Raw genomic sequence first — 20,567 nt, forward strand, 5'->3', positions numbered from 1 at the left:
AATTTTATGTTTATAGATTCAGTATATTAGCCAATCTGGTGGAATAGAGGTTACAAATGGCAGAACTCACGCAAGGCCGTGTAGACATTATCTCGCGCGAAAACGGCACACTCCTCTCACAGACCGCTGGCGGTTCGTCACAATCCATTAACCTCACCGAACCCAGCGTTGTGCGCATCAGCGGCACGCGCGACATGGTGACGCAGTTCGAGCGCCAGGGTAACGATCTGGTGCTGAAAATGCGAGACGGTAGCACGGTACGCTATCAGAAATTCTTCCTCGACGACGCCGATGGTCAGCACAGCGAACTGGTGTTCGATGATGGGGTCAATCCACCGGAACATGCGCTCTTTCCGCAGACTGCCGAGGGTGCTGAACTCGCCTCCAGTTCGGTGCCGCCCACCTATGAATCACTCGACAGCGTAGAGCCACTGCTCCTGGCGGATAACACCAACACCTCAATGGGCGTGATAACAGCGGGCGGTCTGGGTGTGCTCGGCTTAGCCGGGCTGGCCGTTGGCATCGGCGGCGGCGGCGGTGGTGGTGGTGGTGGTGGCGGCAACGATGGCGGCACGGATCCCGGTACACCGGTTACGCCAGGGACACCTGCTATCACTCTGAATACATTCGCTGGCGACGATGTACTGGATAACGCAGAAAAAGCCACCGACCAGGTGCTGAGCGGCACCACCAGCAATGTTGAAGCGGGACAGATTGTCACTGTTACGCTGGGCGGCCAGACCTACAACGCTACCGTAGGTGCGGACGGCAGCTGGAGCGTTACGATCCCGGCAGCGGCGCTGGCGGGACTGGCTGCAGGCACCACCACCATCGATGTCAGCGTCACTAACACAGCAGGCACGGCGGCCACCGGCAGCCTGCCGATTACCGTCACCGCTGCCGATCCTGGCACGCCTGCGACGCCAGCTATCAGCCTGAACCCGTTTGCGGGCGACAACCTGCTGGATAACAGCGAAAAAACCACGCCACAAACGGTATCCGGCTCCACCAGCAATGTTGAGGCAGGTCAGATTGTTACCGTCACGCTGGGTGGTCAGACCTACAATGGCACCGTGGGTGCGGATGGCAGCTGGAGCGTTGCGATTCCGGCTGCGGCACTGGCAGGACTCGCGGCAGGCACCACCACCATCGGCGTCAGCGTCACGAATGCCGCAGGCACGGCGGCCACCGGCAGCCTGCCGATTACCGTCGCCGCCGCCGATCCTGGCACGCCAGCGACGCCGGTCATCAGCCTGAACCCGTTTGCGGGCGACAACCTGCTGGACAACAGCGAAAAAACCACGCCACAAACGCTGTCTGGCTCCACCGGTAACGTCGAAGCAGGACAGATTGTTACCGTGATACTGGGCGGCCAGAGCTACAGCGGCAGCGTAGCAGGCGACGGCAGCTGGAGCATCACCGTGCCTGCCGATGCGCTGAGCGCGCTGGCCTCAGGCACCACCACCGTCACGGCAACGGTCACTAACCAGGCGGGAACCGCCGCCAGCGGCAGCCTGTCTCTTACCGTAGAGGCACCGCTGACGCAGCCGGGTACGCCGGTCATCACCATCGATCAGTTTGCCGGGGATGACATCCTCAGCAATGCTGAGAAAAGCGGTGACCAGCTGCTGAGCGGCTCGACCACCAACGTCGAAGCCGGCCAGATTGCCACTATTACGCTGGGCGACCAGACCTATAGCGCGCTGGTGGATGCGCAGGGCAACTGGAGCATCACGCTGTCGCCTGCACAGCTGAATGCGCTGGCCGCCGGAACGGTTGCCATTTCGGCGGTCGTCACCAATCAGGCTGGCACTGAAGCCAGCGAAAACCGCGCCATCACCGTCGATACGCCGGTGGTTACGGGCCCGCCAGCGGTCACAGTGGATGACTTTACCGGTGACAATCAGCTGAGTAATGCGGAGAAAGCCGCTGACCAGATCGTGACCGGCAGCACCAGTAACATCGAACCCGGCCAGCGGGTGACGGTGACGCTGGGCGGTCAGACTTACAGCGGCAGCGTGGATGCGCAGGGCAACTGGAGCATCACATTGCCATCAGCGGCCCTGAGCGTACTGGCTGCTGGTGAAACAACCCTGACGGTTTCGGTCAGCAATGCTGCCGGTAACACCGTGACCGGCAGTCTGCCGATCAGCGTGGAAGCGCCAGTCACGCAGCCGGGCGAGCCGACCGTGACCATTGGTCAGTTTGCCGGGGATGACATTCTCAGCAACGATGAAAAAGGGACGGCACAGACCCTCTCCGGCACGACCACCAATATCGAAGCGGGCCAGACGGTAACCGTTACCCTGGGGGGGCAGACTTATCCCGGCACCGTCGATGGCAGTGGAAACTGGAGTGTGATTATTCCGACAGCCGCGCTGGGCAATCTGCCAGCGGGCTCGAATGCCATTGGCGTCACCGTCAGTAACGTCGCGGGCGTAACCACCAGCGAAACCCGCGATATTTCGGTGGATGCGCCGACAACAGAGCCAGGCGTACCCGCCCTGACCCTGAATGATTTCGCGGGCGATAACGCTCTGAGCAACGACGAAAAGGCGGTTGATCAGCTGGTCAGCGGCACCACCAGTAATGTTGAAGCCGGACAGCTGGTGACGGTTACCCTGGGCGGCCAGACCTACAGCGCCAGCGTGCAGGGTGATGGTAGCTGGAGCGTCACCGTTCAGTCAGCTGCGCTCAACGCGCTGGCAGCCGGCACGACCACACTCACCGTTTCGGTCAGCAATGCGGCGGGCGATGTCGCCACAACCGCGCAGCCGATCACCGTCGAAGCCCCGGCAACGCAGCCGGGTCAGGCCACCGTGACCATCGACGCCTTTGCCGGGGATGACATCCTCAGCAACAGCGAGAAAGCCAGCGACCAGTTGCTGAGTGGCACTACCACCAATATCGCTGAGGGGCAGCAGGTTACTGTCACGCTGAACGGAGAAACCTTCACCGCCACGGTTGGCGCAGATGGCAGCTGGAGCGTCACGATTCCGGCCAGCTCGCTGGCCGCGCTGACAGCCGGAAGTGCGACCCTGAACGCTACGGTTAACAATCAGCCCGGCACCCCCGTCAGCGAAACCCGCGACTTCCTGGTGGAGTCATCGGGCACTGCGCCAGGTACCCCGACATTAACCATCAATGCCTTCGCTGACGACAACGTCCTGACCAACGATGAGAAGCTGGACGCTCAGGCGGTCTCCGGCAGCACCACCAATGTCGAAGCGGGACAGATTGTCACGGTGACGCTGGGCGGCCAGAACTACAGCGGCACGGTCGGCGCCGATGGCAGCTGGAATATCGCTATCCCTGCCGATGCACTCGGTGCGCTGGCGGCGGGCGCAGCCTCGCTGGTCGTGACGGTCAGCAATGCGGCTGGCACCACCGTCAGCGATACGCTGGGAATTACCGTGGAACCACCGGTTACTGAGCCGGGCCAGCCGGTGATCACGCTCGATCAGTTTGCCGGTGATGATGTCCTGAGTAACGACGAGAAAACCAGCGATCAGCTATTGAGCGGTACCACCACCAACGTTGAGGCGGGTCAGATTGTTACGGTCACGCTGGGTGATCAGACCTACAGCGCCACGGTTGGCGCGGATGGCAGCTGGAGCCTGAGCATTCCTGCCAGCGCGCTGACGGCCCTGGCGGCGGGCAGTGCCACCATCGCGGCCACGGTCACCAGTCAGGCAGGCGTAACGGTAAGCGAAGATCGGGTGATCGCGGTGGAAGCGCCTGCGGAGCCGGGCACGCCGACAGTCACGATCGCTCTGTTTGCCGGTGACGATCTGGTGGATAACAGCGAGAAGGCCGTCGATCAGACGCTGTCCGGCAGCACCAGCAACGTGGAGGCGGGCCAGACGGTCACCATTACCCTGGGGAGTCAGAATTACAGTGCGCTGGTCAACCCGGACGGCAGCTGGAGCACGCAGCTCCCGTCTGCGGCGCTCAGTGCCCTGGCGGCAGGCACCACGGCCATCACGGTTAGCGTCACGTCGGTAGCCGGTGCTTTAGCCACTGACAGCCGTGACATCAACGTGGCGCCGGCAGCCGGTGAACCTGGCGTGGTCTCTATCAGTGAACCTGTCAGCGTTGATGGTTTCCTTAACCTGCAGGAATTGAGCAGCGATCTGATCATCGGCGGCTCGGCGGTGGGCGTCAATCCGGGCCAGGCGGTGCAGCTTAACTTCAACGGCAACAATTACAGTGCGGTGGTGGGCAGTAACGGCTTCTGGAGCGTTACCGTTCCGGCGGGCGATCTCAATGGTATCACCGACGGTGTGAAACTGATCTCCGTCACCGCAACCGACGCCAGTGGTGCGCTGCTGACCGACTCCGCTCAGCTGAATGTGGTCACCACCACACTGCCGCAAATCACGCTGAATGAAAGCGCGATTACCGATGGCATTCTCAATCAGACCGAAGCGGGCAGTGATCTGCTGATCGGTGGCAGCACCGGTAAAGCGGTGGCGGGCCAATTGGTCGAAGTACTACTCAACGGCAAAACCTACAGCACCACGGTCAATGACGACGGCAGCTGGGACCTGACGCTGCCTGCCGCCGATCTCGCCTTACTGTCGCAGGGCGCTAACAGCCTGACCATCACCGCGATTGATGAGGCGGGCAACCGCGTGGATGAGACGCAGAGCTTCAGTGTCGACACGCTGCCACCGAACCTGATTGTGGCGGAAGTCGCAGGCGGTGATGGTATCCTTAACAGCACGGAAGTAGCTGCAGGCGTGCCGGTCAGCGGTTCAGGTGCGCTGCCGGGCGAACGGGTAACGGTCTCGCTGAACAACGTCATTTACAGCGCAACCGTGGATGAGCAGGGCAACTGGACAGTCGATCTGCCGCCAGCGGCGCTGCAGGCGCTGTCAGATGGCAGCAGCTATACGCTGGTAGTGACCCTGACCGACGCCAGCGGCAATATCGCCACCCAGGCGCAGACGCTGGCAGTCAGCACGCAGCCGCCGGTTGCCACCGTCACCGTACCGGGCGGGGATGGCGTTCTGACCAATAATGAACTCACTGAGCCGCTGCTGATCAGCGGAACCGGCACCGCGGGCGACAGTGTAGCGGTCGGGTTAAATGGTAAAACGTATGCTGCTATCGTGGACGAAAACGGTAGCTGGCGTGCATCCGTCCCGGTTGCCGATCTTGCCACGCTGACCAACCAGACTTATCCGGTCACCGTGACCGTGACCGATCCGGCCGGTAACAGCAGCACGCAGGATACCGATCTGCGGGTTGCTACCGAAGTACCTGCTTTAACCCTGAATCCTCTGGACGCTGACGGCGTGATCAACATCAGCGACGCGCAGCAGCCGCTGATTGTCAGCGGAACCGGCGACGAAGGTGACATCATTCGCGTCACGCTGAATAACCTGACCTACAGCGCCGTAGTGGCGCAGGATGGCAACTGGAGTGTAAACGTTCCGGCTGCCGATCTGGTGGGTGTGCCCAACGGTACTCAGCTGGTCTCGATCGTGGCGACGGACGCGGATGGCAATACCACGCCAGCCAGCAGCTCGCTGATTTTCGCGACCACGCCGCCACTGCTGGACGTCTCTACGCCGGGCAGTGATGGTTATATCAACATCGCTGAACACACGCAGGATCTCACCATCAACGGGCGCGGAGGGACGCAGGGCGACACGGTGGCAGTCAGTTTCAATGGCGAGACTTACACCGCCACGGTTGACACCAATGGCGCATGGAGCGTGACGGTACCCGCTGCCATCATCAGTCAGCTGGGAGACGCTCTCTACCCGGTTGACGTGGTCATCAGCGACGCTTATGGCAACAGCACGACCGTCGCTTCCAGTGTCACGGTGCTGGCGGCAACGTCACCGGCACTGACTATTGATCCTGTGACCGGCGATAACCAGGTCGACAGCGCGGAACAGCTCACGGACATTCTGGTCACCGGTAGCGTCACTGGCGTACCGGCCGGTCAGCCGGTATTACTGACCATTAACGGTCAGTCTTATGATGGCGCAGTGCTGGGGAACGGAAGCTGGAGCGTGACTCTGCCCGCCGGATCGCTGGGTGCCGCAGGCGATAAAACCTTTACCGTGGCGATTACCGACGTGGCCGGAAATCCGGCACTGCCTGCCGAGGGGCAGTTCACCGTGATCGCCACCAACGTGCCGTCGCTGTCGATTGCCCCGATCAGTGATGACAACGCACTCAACGTGCTGGATGCGCAGAGCGATTTGATCCTCAGCGGCAGTTCCGCAAACCTGCCGGCGAACAGCCCAATCAGCGTGACGCTGGTGCCGGGCGGCACTCTGTACAGCACCACAACCGATGAAACCGGTAGCTGGACCCTGACCGTGCCCGCCGCCGACCTGGCGAACCTGGCGCAGGGTAATACCACCGTTACCGTCTCCTCAGGGGATGTACAGACCAGCCAGACGCTGCTGGTGGCAACGACGCCGCTGGCAGAACCCCAAATCAACACACCTTTCACTGACGGCATTCTCAACACTGAGGAAGCCAGCACAGCGCAGACGCTGACCGGCTCTGTCCAGCCTGGCCAGGCCGTCAGCGTGACCCTGGGTGGCATCAGCTATCCGGCAACGGTAGCGGCAAATGGTGACTGGAGCGTCACGCTGCCGCCCGATGCGCTACAGGCACTGGCGCAGGGCAGCAATCCCGTTACCGTAACGGTGAGCGATGTCGCGGGTAACAGCACCAGCATCATTGAACCGATAACGGTGGATACCGGGGTACCGGCGCTGACCGTTAATCCGATTGCCATCGATGGCATTATCAATGCGGCTGAAACAGTCACCGATCTGACCATCAGCGGCACCGTCGCCCCGGGCAGCAGCGTCAGCTTTGTGCTGAATGGTGAGACCTACAGCGCCACGGTTGCCGCGGATGGCAGCTGGACCGCCACCGTACCCGCTGCCGATCTGCAGCAGCTGACTGATGGCCGTTACGATCTCAACGTGACCGTTACCAGCGTCAGTGGCAACGTTGCTACCACGCCATTGCCGGTCACCGTGGCTACCACCGCACCCGACTTTAGCATTAATGCGCCCGCTGGCGATGGCGTGCTGAACATCGCGGAGCAGGCTGCTGGCTTCAGCTTCAGCGGCGCAGGCAGTGATGGCGACCGCGTCAGTGTGACGCTGAATGGCGTCACCTATACCGGCACGGTTGATGCTGATGGAAACTGGGCACTGGCCGTACCGCCTGCTGCGCTTGCCGGTCTGACCAACGGCAGCAGCTATCCGGTGGTGGTCACCGTCACCGACGCGGCTGGCAACAGCAGCAGCCAGAACAGTGCGCTGACGGTTGCCACCACGCCGCCGCCGCTGGTGGTCGCCCCGGTCAGCGGTGACAACGCGCTGAGCACCGCTGAACTGGCGGAGCCGCTGGTCGTCAGCGGCAGCGGTCAGAACGGCGACATTGTCACGGTCCAGCTCAGTGACCAGCTCTACAGCACCACCGTCGGCGTAAATGGGCAGTGGACGCTGCAAATCGACGCGAGTGATCTGGCGGCGCTGCCTCAGGGCACGAATCCGCTCACCGTTACCGAAATCAATGCTAACGGGAATCAGAGCAGCCAGGTGGTTGAGCTGAATGTGGCAACCTCGCCGGACGTGCTGCCTGTGCTGACTGTCGATAGCAGCGCCTTTGCCGGCGACGGTATCGTCACGGCCGCCGAACAGTTACAGCCGATTACGGTGCGCGGCAGCAGCAGTAACGTCGAAGCGGGCCAGCAGGTCGTCATCACCCTGAACGGCACCGACTACAGCGGCGTGGTCGGGGCCAGCGGCAACTGGAGCATTACGCTGCCTGCGGGCGCACTGGCAGAGCTGGGCGAGGGCAGCCAGACGCTGAACGTCAGCGTGATCAACGTCGTCGGCAACAGTGCCAGCAGCTCGCTTAATTTCAGTGTGGACAACACGCTGCCATCGATCGCGCTGGCACCGATCAGCGACGACAACTACCTCAATGCTCAGGAGCTGGGCGGTGCCGTTGTGGTCAGCGGCAGCACCAGCGGCCTGCCTGATGGCAGCATTATTACCGTGCTTGCCAACGGCACCACAGCCAGCACCAGCGTGGCGGCCGATGGAAGCTGGAGCCTGACCTTACCGGCAGGCGCCTTTAACGGCGCGGCCGATGGCGCGCAGACGATTACCGCCACAGCCAGCGACGGCAGTGGACAACAGCTTGCCACCAGCGACGCTACCCTGACGGTGGTGGCCAGCACACTGCCGGTGGCCACCCCAGGCGTGGCCTTTGATGACGGCATTCTCAACGGCGAGGAAGCCCTCAGCGGCGGCGTGATCACCGGTAACACTGGCGTGCCCGGTGACGGCCAGACGGTTATCGTCACGCTGGGCGGCACTAACTACAGCGGCACGGTCGACGCAGCGGGTAACTGGCAGGTCGCGGTTCCGCCAGCGGCGCTCTCTGCGCTACCACAGGGCACCACGCCTTACACCGTAGTGGTCAGTGATGTGGCAGGCAACAGCAGCCAGGCTGACGGCAACCTGGTGGTGGATACCCTGCCACCGGTACTGAACTTCATCACCCCTTCCGATGGCATTATCAACGCCGCTGAGAGTCAGCAGCCGCTGACGCTGACCGGCAGCAGTGAAGCCAATGCACTGATTGTGGCCAGCTTCAACGGCACCAGCCTGAGCACCACCGCAGACGTCAACGGCAACTGGTCGCTGGATCTGCCCGCCACGGTTTATACCGGGCTGGGCAACGGCACCTATCCTCTGACCGTGACCGCCAGCGACGCAGCAGGTAATGCCAGCACCACCAGCCGCGATCTGGCGCTGAAAGTAGAGGCTGGCACGCTGCCGACCCTGACGCTGGATGCCTTTGCCGGTAATAATGTGGTCGATGGTGCGGAACGCCTCACCGATCAGCGTCTGACTGGCACCACGTCCAACGTCGAAGCGGGCCAGCTGGTCACCGTGACCCTTGATGGCACGGTCTACAGCGCCGCCGTGCAGGCGAGCGGAGCATGGAGCCTGATCGTGCCAGCCGGTGCGCTGGCGGCGATTGCGGATGGCAGCGCCAGTTTCACCGTGGCGGTCAGCGACGTGGCGGGCAACACCACCACCACTAATCTTACCTTTGACATTAACAGCAATGCGTCTGGCCTGGCGATGGATGCCATCAGTCAGGACAACTATCTGAATGCACAGGAGCTGGGTCAGCCGCTGATTGTCACTGGCACCTCGGCGAATGTGCCTGAAGGCAGTCTGGTCACGCTGCTGTTTAACAACATCAGCTACACCGCGCAGGTCTCGGCCAGTGGTCGCTGGAGTGTGATCGTTCCGGCTGAGTCACTGACGGCGCTCGCCGACGGGCCTTACACCGTCGCGGTCACCGCGACGGACAGCGGCGGGGCGACCCTGAGCAGCGAAGCCGCGCTCAGCGTGCTGGCGACGCTGCCAGCACCGCAGATCGTCTCTGCTTTTGGCGATGGTCTGCTTAACAGCAGCGACATCACCACGTCACAAACCCTGAGCGGCACCACAGGTGTGACAGGTGACGGCCAGACGGTGAGCGTGCTTCTCAACGGCGTGACCTACAACGGCACGGTCGACAGCAATGGCAACTGGCAGGCCAGCGTGCCAGCCTCCGCGCTGGCCGTTCTGCCGGAAGAGACGCTTAACTACACCGTTAACGTACAGGATGCGGCGGGTAACACGGGCAGCAGCCAGGGCAGCGTCACGGTCGATCTGACGCCACCGACCCTGTCGCTTGATCCGGTTGCGGGCGACAACAGCGTCAATATCGCTGAAAGCACCGCGCCGATTGTGCTCAGCGGCAGCAGTAATGCCGAAGCCGGTCAGCAGGTCACTCTTACCCTTAACAACCAGATCTGGACCACCACCGTCACCCAGGATGGCGTCTGGAGTCTGACGCTGCCCGCGGGTGCCCTGGCAGGGATTCCGGCCGGTGCGTATACCCTGACCGTGACGGTCAGTGATGCGGCGGGCAATCCGGTTACGGAGACGCGTGAAATCACCGTCGCAACCGGTGCCCTGTCGGTCAGCATTAATACACCATTTGGCGATGGCTATCTTAACCAGGCTGAAACGACGGTCAGTCAGACGCTGAGCGGCAGCACCGGCGTCGCGGGCGAGGGTCAGACCGTCAGCGTGACGCTGGGCGATAATGACTACCCTGCTGCAGTCGATGCGCAGGGCAACTGGACGCTGATCTTAACGCCAGCGCAGGTGCAGGCACTGGGTGAGGGCGTGACGACCCTGGTGGTCAACGCCAGCGATGCCGCCGGTAACAGCGGTTCACTGACCAGCGCCGTCACGGTCGATCTCACACCGCCTCCGTTAAGCATCAATCCTATCGGCAGCGACAACGTTATCAATTCAGTTGAGGTGCTGGAAGCAGTCGCGATTAGCGGAACCGCCTCAGTCGCGGATGCCGGACAGACGGTCACCGTCAGTTTCCAGAATACCGATTACACCACCCGGGTCCTCTCTGATGGCACATGGCAGGTGACTCTGCCTGCCGGTGTCGTACAGGGGCTGGCGGATGGCAGCTATCCGGTCGATGTGACGATCAGAGATGCGGCGGGTAACCTGACCACGGTGACCCAGACGCTGACGCGTGATGCTGACAGCCTGAATCTGCCGACCCTGACCATCGGGACAATCAGTGACGATAACTTCCTTAACCAGGCCGAGTCGCTGCAGGATCTGAGCATCGGCGGCACCAGCACCAATCTGTTGGAAGGCCAGCTGGTCACGGTAACGCTGAACGCCATTCAGTACAGCGGCACGGTGGCTGCGGATGGCAGCTGGACCGTAATCGTTCCGGCTGCCGATCTGGGCAATCTGCCGGATGGCGATCAACTGCTGGTTGTCGTCTCAGCGGATACGTCTGGCAATCCGGCCAGCGCCAGCGCCAGCCTGGTCGTGCTGGCCAGCGCGCTGGTTCAGCCAACGCTGACTCTGAACGTGGTGGCAGGCGATGATGTGATCAATGCGACTGAGGCCACCACGGATGTCGCGGTCAGCGGCAGCAGTACCCTGCTGGCGGCAGGAACGCCGGTGACCGTGTCGTTTAACGGTACTGATTACAGCACTACGATTGATGCTGACGGCAACTGGACGGTGACGGTACCGTCTGCAGCCTTCATCAACGTTGCGCCGGGCAGCACGCAAACCTTTACCGTCACCGCCAGTGATGTTGCCGGTAACCCGGCCGTCGCCACGCAGGAGGTCAGTTTCAGCACCACACCGCCTGTGCTGGCAGATATTACGGTCAGCGCGGGTAACACCCTTAATCTGGCGGAGTCGCTGCAGGATCTCACCATCAACGGCACCACTACAGGCGCCCTGCCGGTGACGGTAACGGTGACGATGAATAATGTCAGCTACACGGCCACGGCGGATGCTGACGGGAACTGGACCCTCACCATTCCCACAGCCGACGTGCAGCAACTGGCAGACGGCCCTAACGTCATCATCGTGTCGGTCACTGACGCGGCGGGCAATGTCACCACCGACACCACCACCACACTGGATGTGGCGTTTAATACCCTGCCAGCGCTGACCCTGAACACGCCGTTTGGCGATGCGCTGGTCAGTGCAGCCGATGCCGAAGGCGCGTTAACACTAAGTGGTGACAGTACTAATCTGCCGGAAGGCAGCGTAGTGAATATCACCGTCGGCACACAGACTTTCAGCACCACCACCGATGCCAGCGGTAACTGGACGCTGAACCTGGCTGCAGGCGCACTGACGGGCCTGGACGATGGACTGACACAGGTAGTCGTCACCGCCGCGGATGCGGCAGGAAATCCGGCGCAGGTTACCGCAGGCGTTGAGATCCTGCAGAGTGATCCTGTTTCAGCCGCCTTCGACACGACACTGTTCGGCGATAACATCATTAATATCAGCGAAGCCGGTTCCGTTCAGCTGGTAACCGGCACCTCCACCGTCGTGCCGGGCCAGACCCTGAGCGTCACGGTAGGCGATGACAATATCCCGCTGTCGGTGACGGTCGATGCCAATGGCAACTGGACTGCCAGCCTGCCCCCAGAGTTCATCGCCAATCTGGGAACCGGTGAACACACGCTGACCCTGATTACCACGGATCGGGCCGGTAATAGTATTGAAACGACCAAAACGTTCGTCGCCGCGATTACGCCGATTGCTAATCCAACGCTGGATACGCCATTTATCGATGGCCGTATCAATGCTGAAGAGGCCGCTGCAGGCGGATCCCTGACCGGTACGGTAAACATTGATAATGCCACCTCGGTTACGGTAGCCGTTAATGGCACGGTCTATTCCGCTACGCTCAGTGCGGATGGTTCGCGCTGGTCGCTGGATCTGCCGCCTTCTGTATTGCAGTCATTGCCGGATGGCAACTGGCCGGTGAGCGTGACCGTCACCGACGCGAACGGCAACAGTGCCAGTACCAGTGGCACTGTGCTGGTGGCCGTCAATGCGCTGCCGGACGTGACGCTGAACCTGCCGTTTGGTGACGGTGCGCTGAACGCCACCGAAGCGGGAACAGAGCAAATCCTCAGTGGCACTACCGGCATTACGGGTGCAGGACAGACGGTATCGGTGCTGATCGCCGGCTTTAATGGCGACCAGCCGCTGGCCGCCACGGTGCAGAACGATGGCAGCTGGTCGCTGGCTCTGTCGCCGGCACAGTTAGCCACCTTCACCAGCGGCACGCATACCATTACCGTGACCGCCACCGATATTGCGGGTAACAGTGATGTGACGGCCCTGAGTGTGGTAACCGAAGTGGCTGTGCCTGTCCCAACCTTCAATACTGGCGCGTTTGGCGGCGATAACGTCCTGAATATCAGTGAAGCCGCGGCAGGTATCACCCTGACCGGCACCACCGGCAGCGTGGGGGATAATCAGGCGGTCAGCATCACTGTTGATCTCAATGGCAGTCTTTATTCCGGCTCGGTGGATGGCAACGGCAACTGGACCGTTGACCTTCCTGGCAACGCGCTGAGTTCTCTGGGTAACGGGACGCAAATCCTGACGCTTAACGTCGTGGATGCGGCGGGTAACAGCACATCAACACAGTTGCCGTTCACCTCCGATCTCAGCGCGCCGCAGCCTGCGGTCAATCCGGAATTCCTCGGCGGCTATGTGAATAGCGGCGATGTTGACACAGGCATTACGCTAAGCGGCACCACCGGTGAGGCGGGCGCGAATCAGACGGTGCAGTTAACGCTGGGCGGCACGACTTACCCTGCAACAGTGGATGCCAATGGCAACTGGACAGTGCCACTGACACAGGCGCAGCTTTCAGCGCTGCCGGATGCCACCTATCCGGTTACCGTGACGGCAACGGATGCAGCGGGCAACAGCACGACCATTAACAGTTCGCTGGTGCTCGATAAAACCCCGCCGGTGCTTAGCTTCACAGCCTTTACTGGCGACAACGCACTGAACTACGCCGAGAGCATTCAGCCGCAGATCCTCAGCGGCACCGCGTCAGGCGCTGAGACCGGTGCCGTCGTCACGGTGTCGCTGAATACCACAACCCTCGGCACGGCAATAGTTGACGGTAACGGCAACTGGAGCGTGACGCTGACGCCGGAGCAGATGGCCACCTTTACGCCATCGACCACCCTGGCGCTGGCCGTGACCGATCTGGCAGGCAATACTGCAACCAGCAGTGTCCCGCTGACGGTGGATCTGACGCCACCGCCAGGCCCGCTGGTCACGCTGGGTACGGTGTCAGGCGACAATATCATCAGTTCTCAGGATGTGGCGGGTGGCGTGGTGTTAAGCGGTACTTCGGCTAACCTCGGCACGAGTGGTTCAGTGACGGTCACTATTAACGGTCAGACCTATGCCACTACGCTGGATGCATCGGGCAACTGGTCAACGGCTGCGTTGCCGGTCACTGCCTTTGGCAATGCGGATGGCAGCGTCGCCATCACGGTAAATGCCACTGATGGCACGACTCCTGTCACCGTTAGCGGTAATGTGCTGATTGATCTGACGCCACCGGCTCTGACGATTAATGCCTTTGCGGGTGATAATCAGGTCAATGGTAATGAAAACGCCACCAGCCAGGCAATTAGCGGCACCGCCGATGTCGGTGAAGCAGGCCGTACGGTGGTTGTGACCTTCAACAACCAGACTTACAGCGCCGTAGTGCAGAGTAACGGCACCTGGTCCACCACCGTTCCTGCCAGCGCGATGCAGGCACTGACCGATGGCAGCGCGCCGGTGATCACCGCGCAGTTGGCGGATGTCGCCGGTAACGTGACGACCGTGACACAGCAGGTGACGGTGGATACTGCCGCGCCGCTGGTGCAGGTTGACGCGCTGGCGGGTGATAACGTGCTTAACGCCGCTGATCTGGCCGTCAGTCAGGTACTGACAGGCAGCGCACAGGGCGCAGAAGGCCAGACCATCGGCCTCTACCTGGGCGATGCCGCGCCGATCGCTACCGCAACGGTGGGTGCAGATGGCCGCTGGAGCATCGATCTTGCACCGAATGTCCTGTCGGGCCTCACTGACGGTGCGCTGGTGTTTGGCGTGCGGGTGAATGATTTAGCCGGTAACCAGACCGACGCGACGCTGACGGTCAACAAAGTAGTTAACAGTGCGCTGACGCTGGTGGTTGATTCGGTATTCGGCGACGGCACGCTCAGTGCGCTGGATACCACGGTGGCGCAGACCATCTCGGGAACGGCGACGTCGGCAGGTGTCGGGGCCACGGTATCGGTGGTACTGGGCGGCACCACGCTCTCTGCTTCGGTGGGTCAGGATGGTAAATGGGCCATCGTGGTGCCACCTGCGGTGCTGGATCTGGTCACGGACGGCAATCTTGCGGTTAACGTCACCCTGACCGATGCGGCAGGCAACACCCGCACGGTGGGTGAAACCGTGACGGCGATTGTCGATGCGGTGCCGGTGGTGGGCGCGCTCACCGGGCTGTTTGGCGGCGATAACCTGCTGAACATTGCGGAAGCGGCTGCCGGACAGCTGGTGGGTGGCGTAATCAGTAATGCGGCTGCAGGTTCACAGGTGACGGTGACCTTTGGCAGCAAAACTTACAGCACGACAGTGCAGGCGGGCGGAGCATGGAGCGTTAGCCTGCCGGGCAGCGATCTCACCTCACTGCTTGATGGCAATCTGACGCTGGGCGTCAGCGTCCGGGATGCGGCGGGTAACGTCGCCTCGAACAGCGCGTCGATTGGCATCTTTACCCAGACACCCTCCATTTCCCTGACCTCTCTGTTTGGCGATGGCGTGCTGAATCTGGCTGATATCGCCACCGGCCAGGTCATCAGCGGGGTGGTGAACAACGTTGCGCAGGGCAGTGTGGTGACGCTTTCAGTGGGCAACAGCCAGCTGACCGCGACCGTGGGTGCGGGCGGCGCCTTCAGCGCCACGGTGACGCCGGATATCCTGGGCACCCTGGCGCAGGGCAATCTGACGGTCGGCGCGTCAGTAACGGATGCAGCGGGGAATACCGCCAGCACCAGCGCCGGTATTCGCGTCGATACGCTGCTGCCAACCATCACGGTAAATCCGCTGTTTGGTGATGGTCTGCTGAACGTAGCGGATGCGCTGGTAACCCAGGTGATTGGCGGCGTCGTCGGTGGTGCAGAAGCGGGATCGCGTGTTGTCGTATCGGTGGGTTCACAGCAGTTTGTGACGGCAACCGATGCCAGCGGCAACTTTAACGTCTCACTGACGCCTGCGCTGCTGCAGGGAATTGCGGATGGCAATCTGACCGTCGGCGTCAGCGTCACCGACAGCGCCGGTAACACCAGCAGCACCACTGCCGGCGCGCTGGTAGGTATTCACAATCTGCCGAAGGTTACGCTCAATCCGTTGTTTGGTGATGGCGTGCTGAACCTGGCGGAATCGCTGGTTACCCAGACCATCAGCGGCACGGTCTCCGGCGTGGCAGCGGGCAGCAGCGTCAGGCTGGCCATTGGCAACACAACAGCCACCGCGCTGGTCAACGCTGATGGCACCTTCTCCACCACCGTTTCGCCAGCTGTGCTCTCGACACTGCTGAACGGTAACTTCACCGTCAGCGCGGCGGTCACTGACCCGGTCGGCAACGTCAGCAGCACCAGCGCAGGCGTGTCACTGGGGCTGGTGCAGCCAACCCTGACGGTGAATACGGTGTTCGGCGATGGCGTCCTGAGTGCCGCCGATCTGGCCTCGAACCAGACGCTGAGCGGGACCTCCAGCCTGTCGGCCGGTTCGACCGTCAGCGCCACGCTGAACGGTCTGACCTATACCACCAAAGTGGTGAGTGGCGGCAACTGGAGCATCAGCGTGCCGAAAGCGGATCTTGCCGCGATCACTGACGGCAGTAAAACCGTGACGGTGACCGGCACAGATGCCTACGGTAACGTGGCGAACAGCAGCGGAACACTGAGTGTTATCAGTCAGTCAACGCCTGTGGTCGCCATTACCTCACTGTTTGGCGACAATGCGCTGAGTGCAGCCGATGTCAAAACCGCGCAGACTATTTCAGGCACCGCCAGCAACGCCGAAGGATCGGTAATACGCGTTACGCTGGGTGGCCAGACTTACAGCACCACGGTGAGCAGTAACGGCAACTGGAGCCTCTCTGTACCGGCGGCCAACCTCGCCGCCATTGCGGATGGTCTGCAGACCGTGACGGCCAGCGTCATCAACGGCGCGGGCAGCAACGGTTCCACCTCGGCGTCGCTGGGTGTGGTGAGTCACACCATGCCGACCGTCAGTGTGAACAGTTTCTTTGGTGGCGATGGTTATCTCAACATCGCGGAAGCCAATACGGCTGAAACCATCAGAGGAACCAGTACCAACGCGGCGGGCGGTACGGTAACGGTTAACGTGGCAGGCAATGTCCTTACCACGACCATCGGCGCGAATGGGGCATGGAGCATCAGCGTGCCGTCAGCGACGCTGAAAGGGATCGCAGATGGCAGCCATCCACTGACCGTGACGGTGACGGATATTGGGGGCAATACCGCGACCAGCACCAGCAGCTTTACTGCGCTGTCCCATAATCAGCCGCTGGTCGGGGTTGATCCGGTGCTCAGCATCGTCGGTTCTCTGCTTACCGGTCTGGTCGTGCAGGGGGGATCGCTGAATGCAGCGCAGGGATCGAAAGTCAGCGTGACGCTGCTGCTTTCCAACGGCAGCAACGGGCCAACGCTGAACACCACCACCGATGCGCTGGGGCGTTACGCGGTCAACTTCTCACCCTCACTGCTGTCGGTGGGTGGCCTGCTGCTGTCGCTGAACACGCTGGCAAAAGTCTCCATCACTGACGTGGCCGGTAACAGCTACACCACCACCAACACTCTGTTGCTGGGTTCGCTGCTGCCGGCAACGCTGGCGGCAACCGAGTCGGTGGCACTCTTCTCGGTAGCGGACGACAGCGTTACCGTCGCCAGTGCCAGCGTGGAGACGCAGCATAGCAGCAGTACCAGCAGCGACGATAACAGCGCCCATGTAGCCGTGGCCTCGACGCTGATTACCGAAGCGGATACGGTGACGCCGGTCAGCAGCAGTGAAACCGTGGTAGCCAGTGACACCGCTGTGGCGGCGGCACCGGCAGAGGAGGTGGGCTACACCATTGGCGGCGTCGTGATTACGCTGGCCGATGGCAGTACGGCAGAGGGCGCTTCGGTGATCGGCAGCAGCGGTGCAGATACCGTGACGGTCAGCGATCTTAACTTTACCCATATTGATGGCGGCGCAGGCACCGATACTCTGGTGCTGAATGGTGAGTATCTCAATCTGGATCTCACCGCGCTGGGCCTGAAAGTTGAACACATTGAAGTGCTTGATTTGGGTAAAACCGGCACCAACTCCGTGAAACTCGATCTCAATGAGGCACTCAATATTACGGACAAACAGAGTGATGATTTGCTGATCAAAGGCGCAGAAGGCAGTCAGGTCACACTGGCGAACAGCAACGGCGGTATCTGGGAAGTGACCGGCGAGCGCACGGTGGAGGGCAGAGTCTTTGAGATCTACCACAACTCGGCGCTGAGCAGTGAAAACACCCTGGGTGATGTGCTGGTGCAGCAGAACCTGCAGGTCCACGTGGCGTAGTCACAGCAACGTCTGTCAGGTCGCTCTGAGAAGCGGGTGCGTAAGCACCCGCTTTTTTTATTTTAGTCACGTAATAATTTCACTTTCCAGATTATCGCCACTATCCATTAGCAGAATGAAAGATTAGGGTAAGCGCAGCAAACGGCGTTACGCCGTAAATCAGCATTCTGGCTCCATTTGTCGCTTTTATCAGCGTCCTCTTTCATCATCCCTGTTACCTGCGGGTAATCAGTTCCGACCAGCGAAAACGGGCAGCGTCAGCTGACCCACTACCTATCGACAGTCTTAACGTCCGGTTTATCCGGGCCCTTTGGTCTGCATTTCTGTTCTGAACTGAGGTTACCTATGTCAACACGCGATACGCTTCGTTCCGTCCGGTTCGAATCCATTTTCCAGACGGCGGTGAGCGACTTTGCCGTCGCCGACAGCGCGCTGCCCGCCATTGCGCCAGTCACAACGCAGAGTCTCTCTCTGCCTGTTACCCCTTTCTCTGCGGAGTCACCGCATAGCAGCCCGCTCAACTACAGTGCCCTGGCTGTCAGCGCGGTTGAGAGTCCCCCTCCTGTTGCGCTACGCCCCTATGAACCTCTTGCTATGGATGGTGTTATTGCCGGCTGGGAGGCGCAAAAACCGGTACATCTGCGCGGCCGGGCGGAAGGCGAAGCAGGCTCAACGGTCACACTGACGTTCAACGACCAGAGCTGGCACAGCACCGTTAACAAGTGGGGCTACTGGAACGCTTCCATGCCGGCTGAGGCGCTAAAAGGTGTGCCGGATGGCAATCACTCGCTGACGCTGACCCTTACCGATAAAGCGGGCCACAGCACCACAACCGACGTCGATTTTGGTCTCTATGTTGACCGCACCATCAAACCGACACTGACAGTGGACACGATCAGTGGCGACAACGCGGTAAATATTGCTGAGAGCATTTACGGCGTTGAAATCAGCGGTAGCGCAACGCACCTGCCGGCGGGGTCGGTGCTGAAATTAACGTTGGGCACGCAAACGACCACCGCCGTCATGGGACGTGATGGCAAGTGGTATGGCTCTTTCCAGGAAAGTGATATGAAAGCGCTGGCGGATGGCGTCTACAGTCTGAAAGTCGCGGCGACCGATCCCAATGGAAAAACCGTGACCGAATATCACGATCTGACGTTGATTACTCACCTGAGTAGCGTGCCCATCATCACCTTTGATAAGGTCACGTCGGACGACGTCATTAATCTGGCGGAAACCCAGCAGGATCTGCTGCTGAGCGGCACGCTCTCTACCGTGATGCCGGGTCACCGGCTGGTGATCACCGGTGCCAACCAGAAAGATTATGCCGCCACAATAGGCGAAGATGGACACTGGCAGGTGGTAATCCCGGCAGCGGATGTGCCCGCTTTTATCAACGTTGGAGAAATTCGTGCCTGGTCGATCGACGGGGCCAAAAACTACCTTGACGTCACGCATGAGCTGAATATCCACACCGGTTTTATTCCGATCTACACCGAAATGGATATCGGCGGTGACATGACGCTTAACTATCAGGAGGCGCAGCACGATCTGAGCTTCTACGTTGAAGGTGCCAACACCCTGGAGATCAACGGTAAAACCTACCAGCCTGATGCCAAAGGTATGGTAACACTGACCTCCAGCGAGCTGCTGGCACTGCCGGATGGCCCGGTCGCCGCCATCTTTCACCGCTGGGATGAATATGGCAACAGCGACACCCAGACCAGCGATAAACTCTTTACCGTAGCCGTGCATCAGCGCCCGACGCTGACCCTGGATACGGCTTTTGGTGACAATAAAATTGATGCTGCCGATGTCAACAGCTGGCATCTGATCCAGGGTAGCTCCAGCCATCTGCAACCGGGCAGCCTGGTAGAATTAACGCTGGGCGATCAGCACTACAGCGCCAGCGTAAAAGCGGATGGTGGCTGGGCGCTGACTATTCTGGCCGGACAGCTGGCACCGCTGGATAATGGTGAGTACCAGATGACGGTCAGCGGCAAAGACAGCGCCGGTAATCTGGCCACGGCCAGTCAGACGGTGCAGGTGGCATCGCATACCGAAACGGCCAGCCTGATGGCGGACCAGACGGTGGATAATGTGCTTGAAACCGTCACTCTCACTCAGCAGGCAGAGACTGCGTACGTTGCGCACACCTCCACGGCTTCTGCTGTTCCGCAGGAGAGCCATCTCTTCTCCGATGTTCCTTATACCCTTGCCGACCATCTGCTGCAGCATCCTGCAGCACAGCCGATAGTCTGACGCCGACACATTAGTAAAAGCACTGCCTTCCGGACAGGTTTGTTAAGCCTGTCTGGATTGGCATGGACTTGTCTGATGGTTGTTTTTCGTCCGTTCAGGAGAAATATTAATGATTTCATCTATTTTTAGCAGGAATAAGCGCGGGATATGATCTAATAATGTTAAATGTCGTTTGGCGTCCCGCTAACAAACCATAAAAAAAATAAAGCAATAACGCTGTCTGGCTCTGAGACA

At 60.7% G+C, this 20,567-nt stretch carries 2 protein-coding genes; both read left to right on the plus strand.

The window, feature by feature from the left end; translation table 11 throughout:
- Positions 1-56 precede the first annotated feature (56 nt).
- A complete protein-coding gene (locus K6R05_RS06190) occupies positions 57-18,071 on the plus strand; it encodes an Ig-like domain-containing protein (RefSeq protein ID WP_222925198.1) in 18,015 nt (6,004 codons plus the stop codon).
- 345 nt (positions 18,072-18,416) lie between these two features.
- Positions 18,417-20,333 carry an Ig-like domain-containing protein gene (locus K6R05_RS06195; protein ID WP_222925199.1) on the plus strand — a complete coding sequence of 639 codons (1,917 nt, stop codon included), beginning with the start codon at positions 18,417-18,419 and terminating at the stop codon, positions 20,331-20,333.
- Positions 20,334-20,567 lie beyond the last annotated feature (234 nt).

Origin of the sequence: Pantoea alfalfae (assembly GCF_019880205.1) — a bacterium.
Classification (GTDB): domain Bacteria; phylum Pseudomonadota; class Gammaproteobacteria; order Enterobacterales; family Enterobacteriaceae; genus Pantoea; species Pantoea alfalfae.

Bases quoted from the DNA above. Each gene is read 5' to 3' on its own strand.
- K6R05_RS06195 (WP_222925199.1), top strand. From the start codon at position 18,417: ATGTCAACACGCGATACGCTTCGTTCCGTCCGGTTCGAATCCATTTTC.
- K6R05_RS06190 (WP_222925198.1), top strand. From the start codon at position 57: ATGGCAGAACTCACGCAAGGCCGTGTAGACATTATCTCGCGCGAAAAC.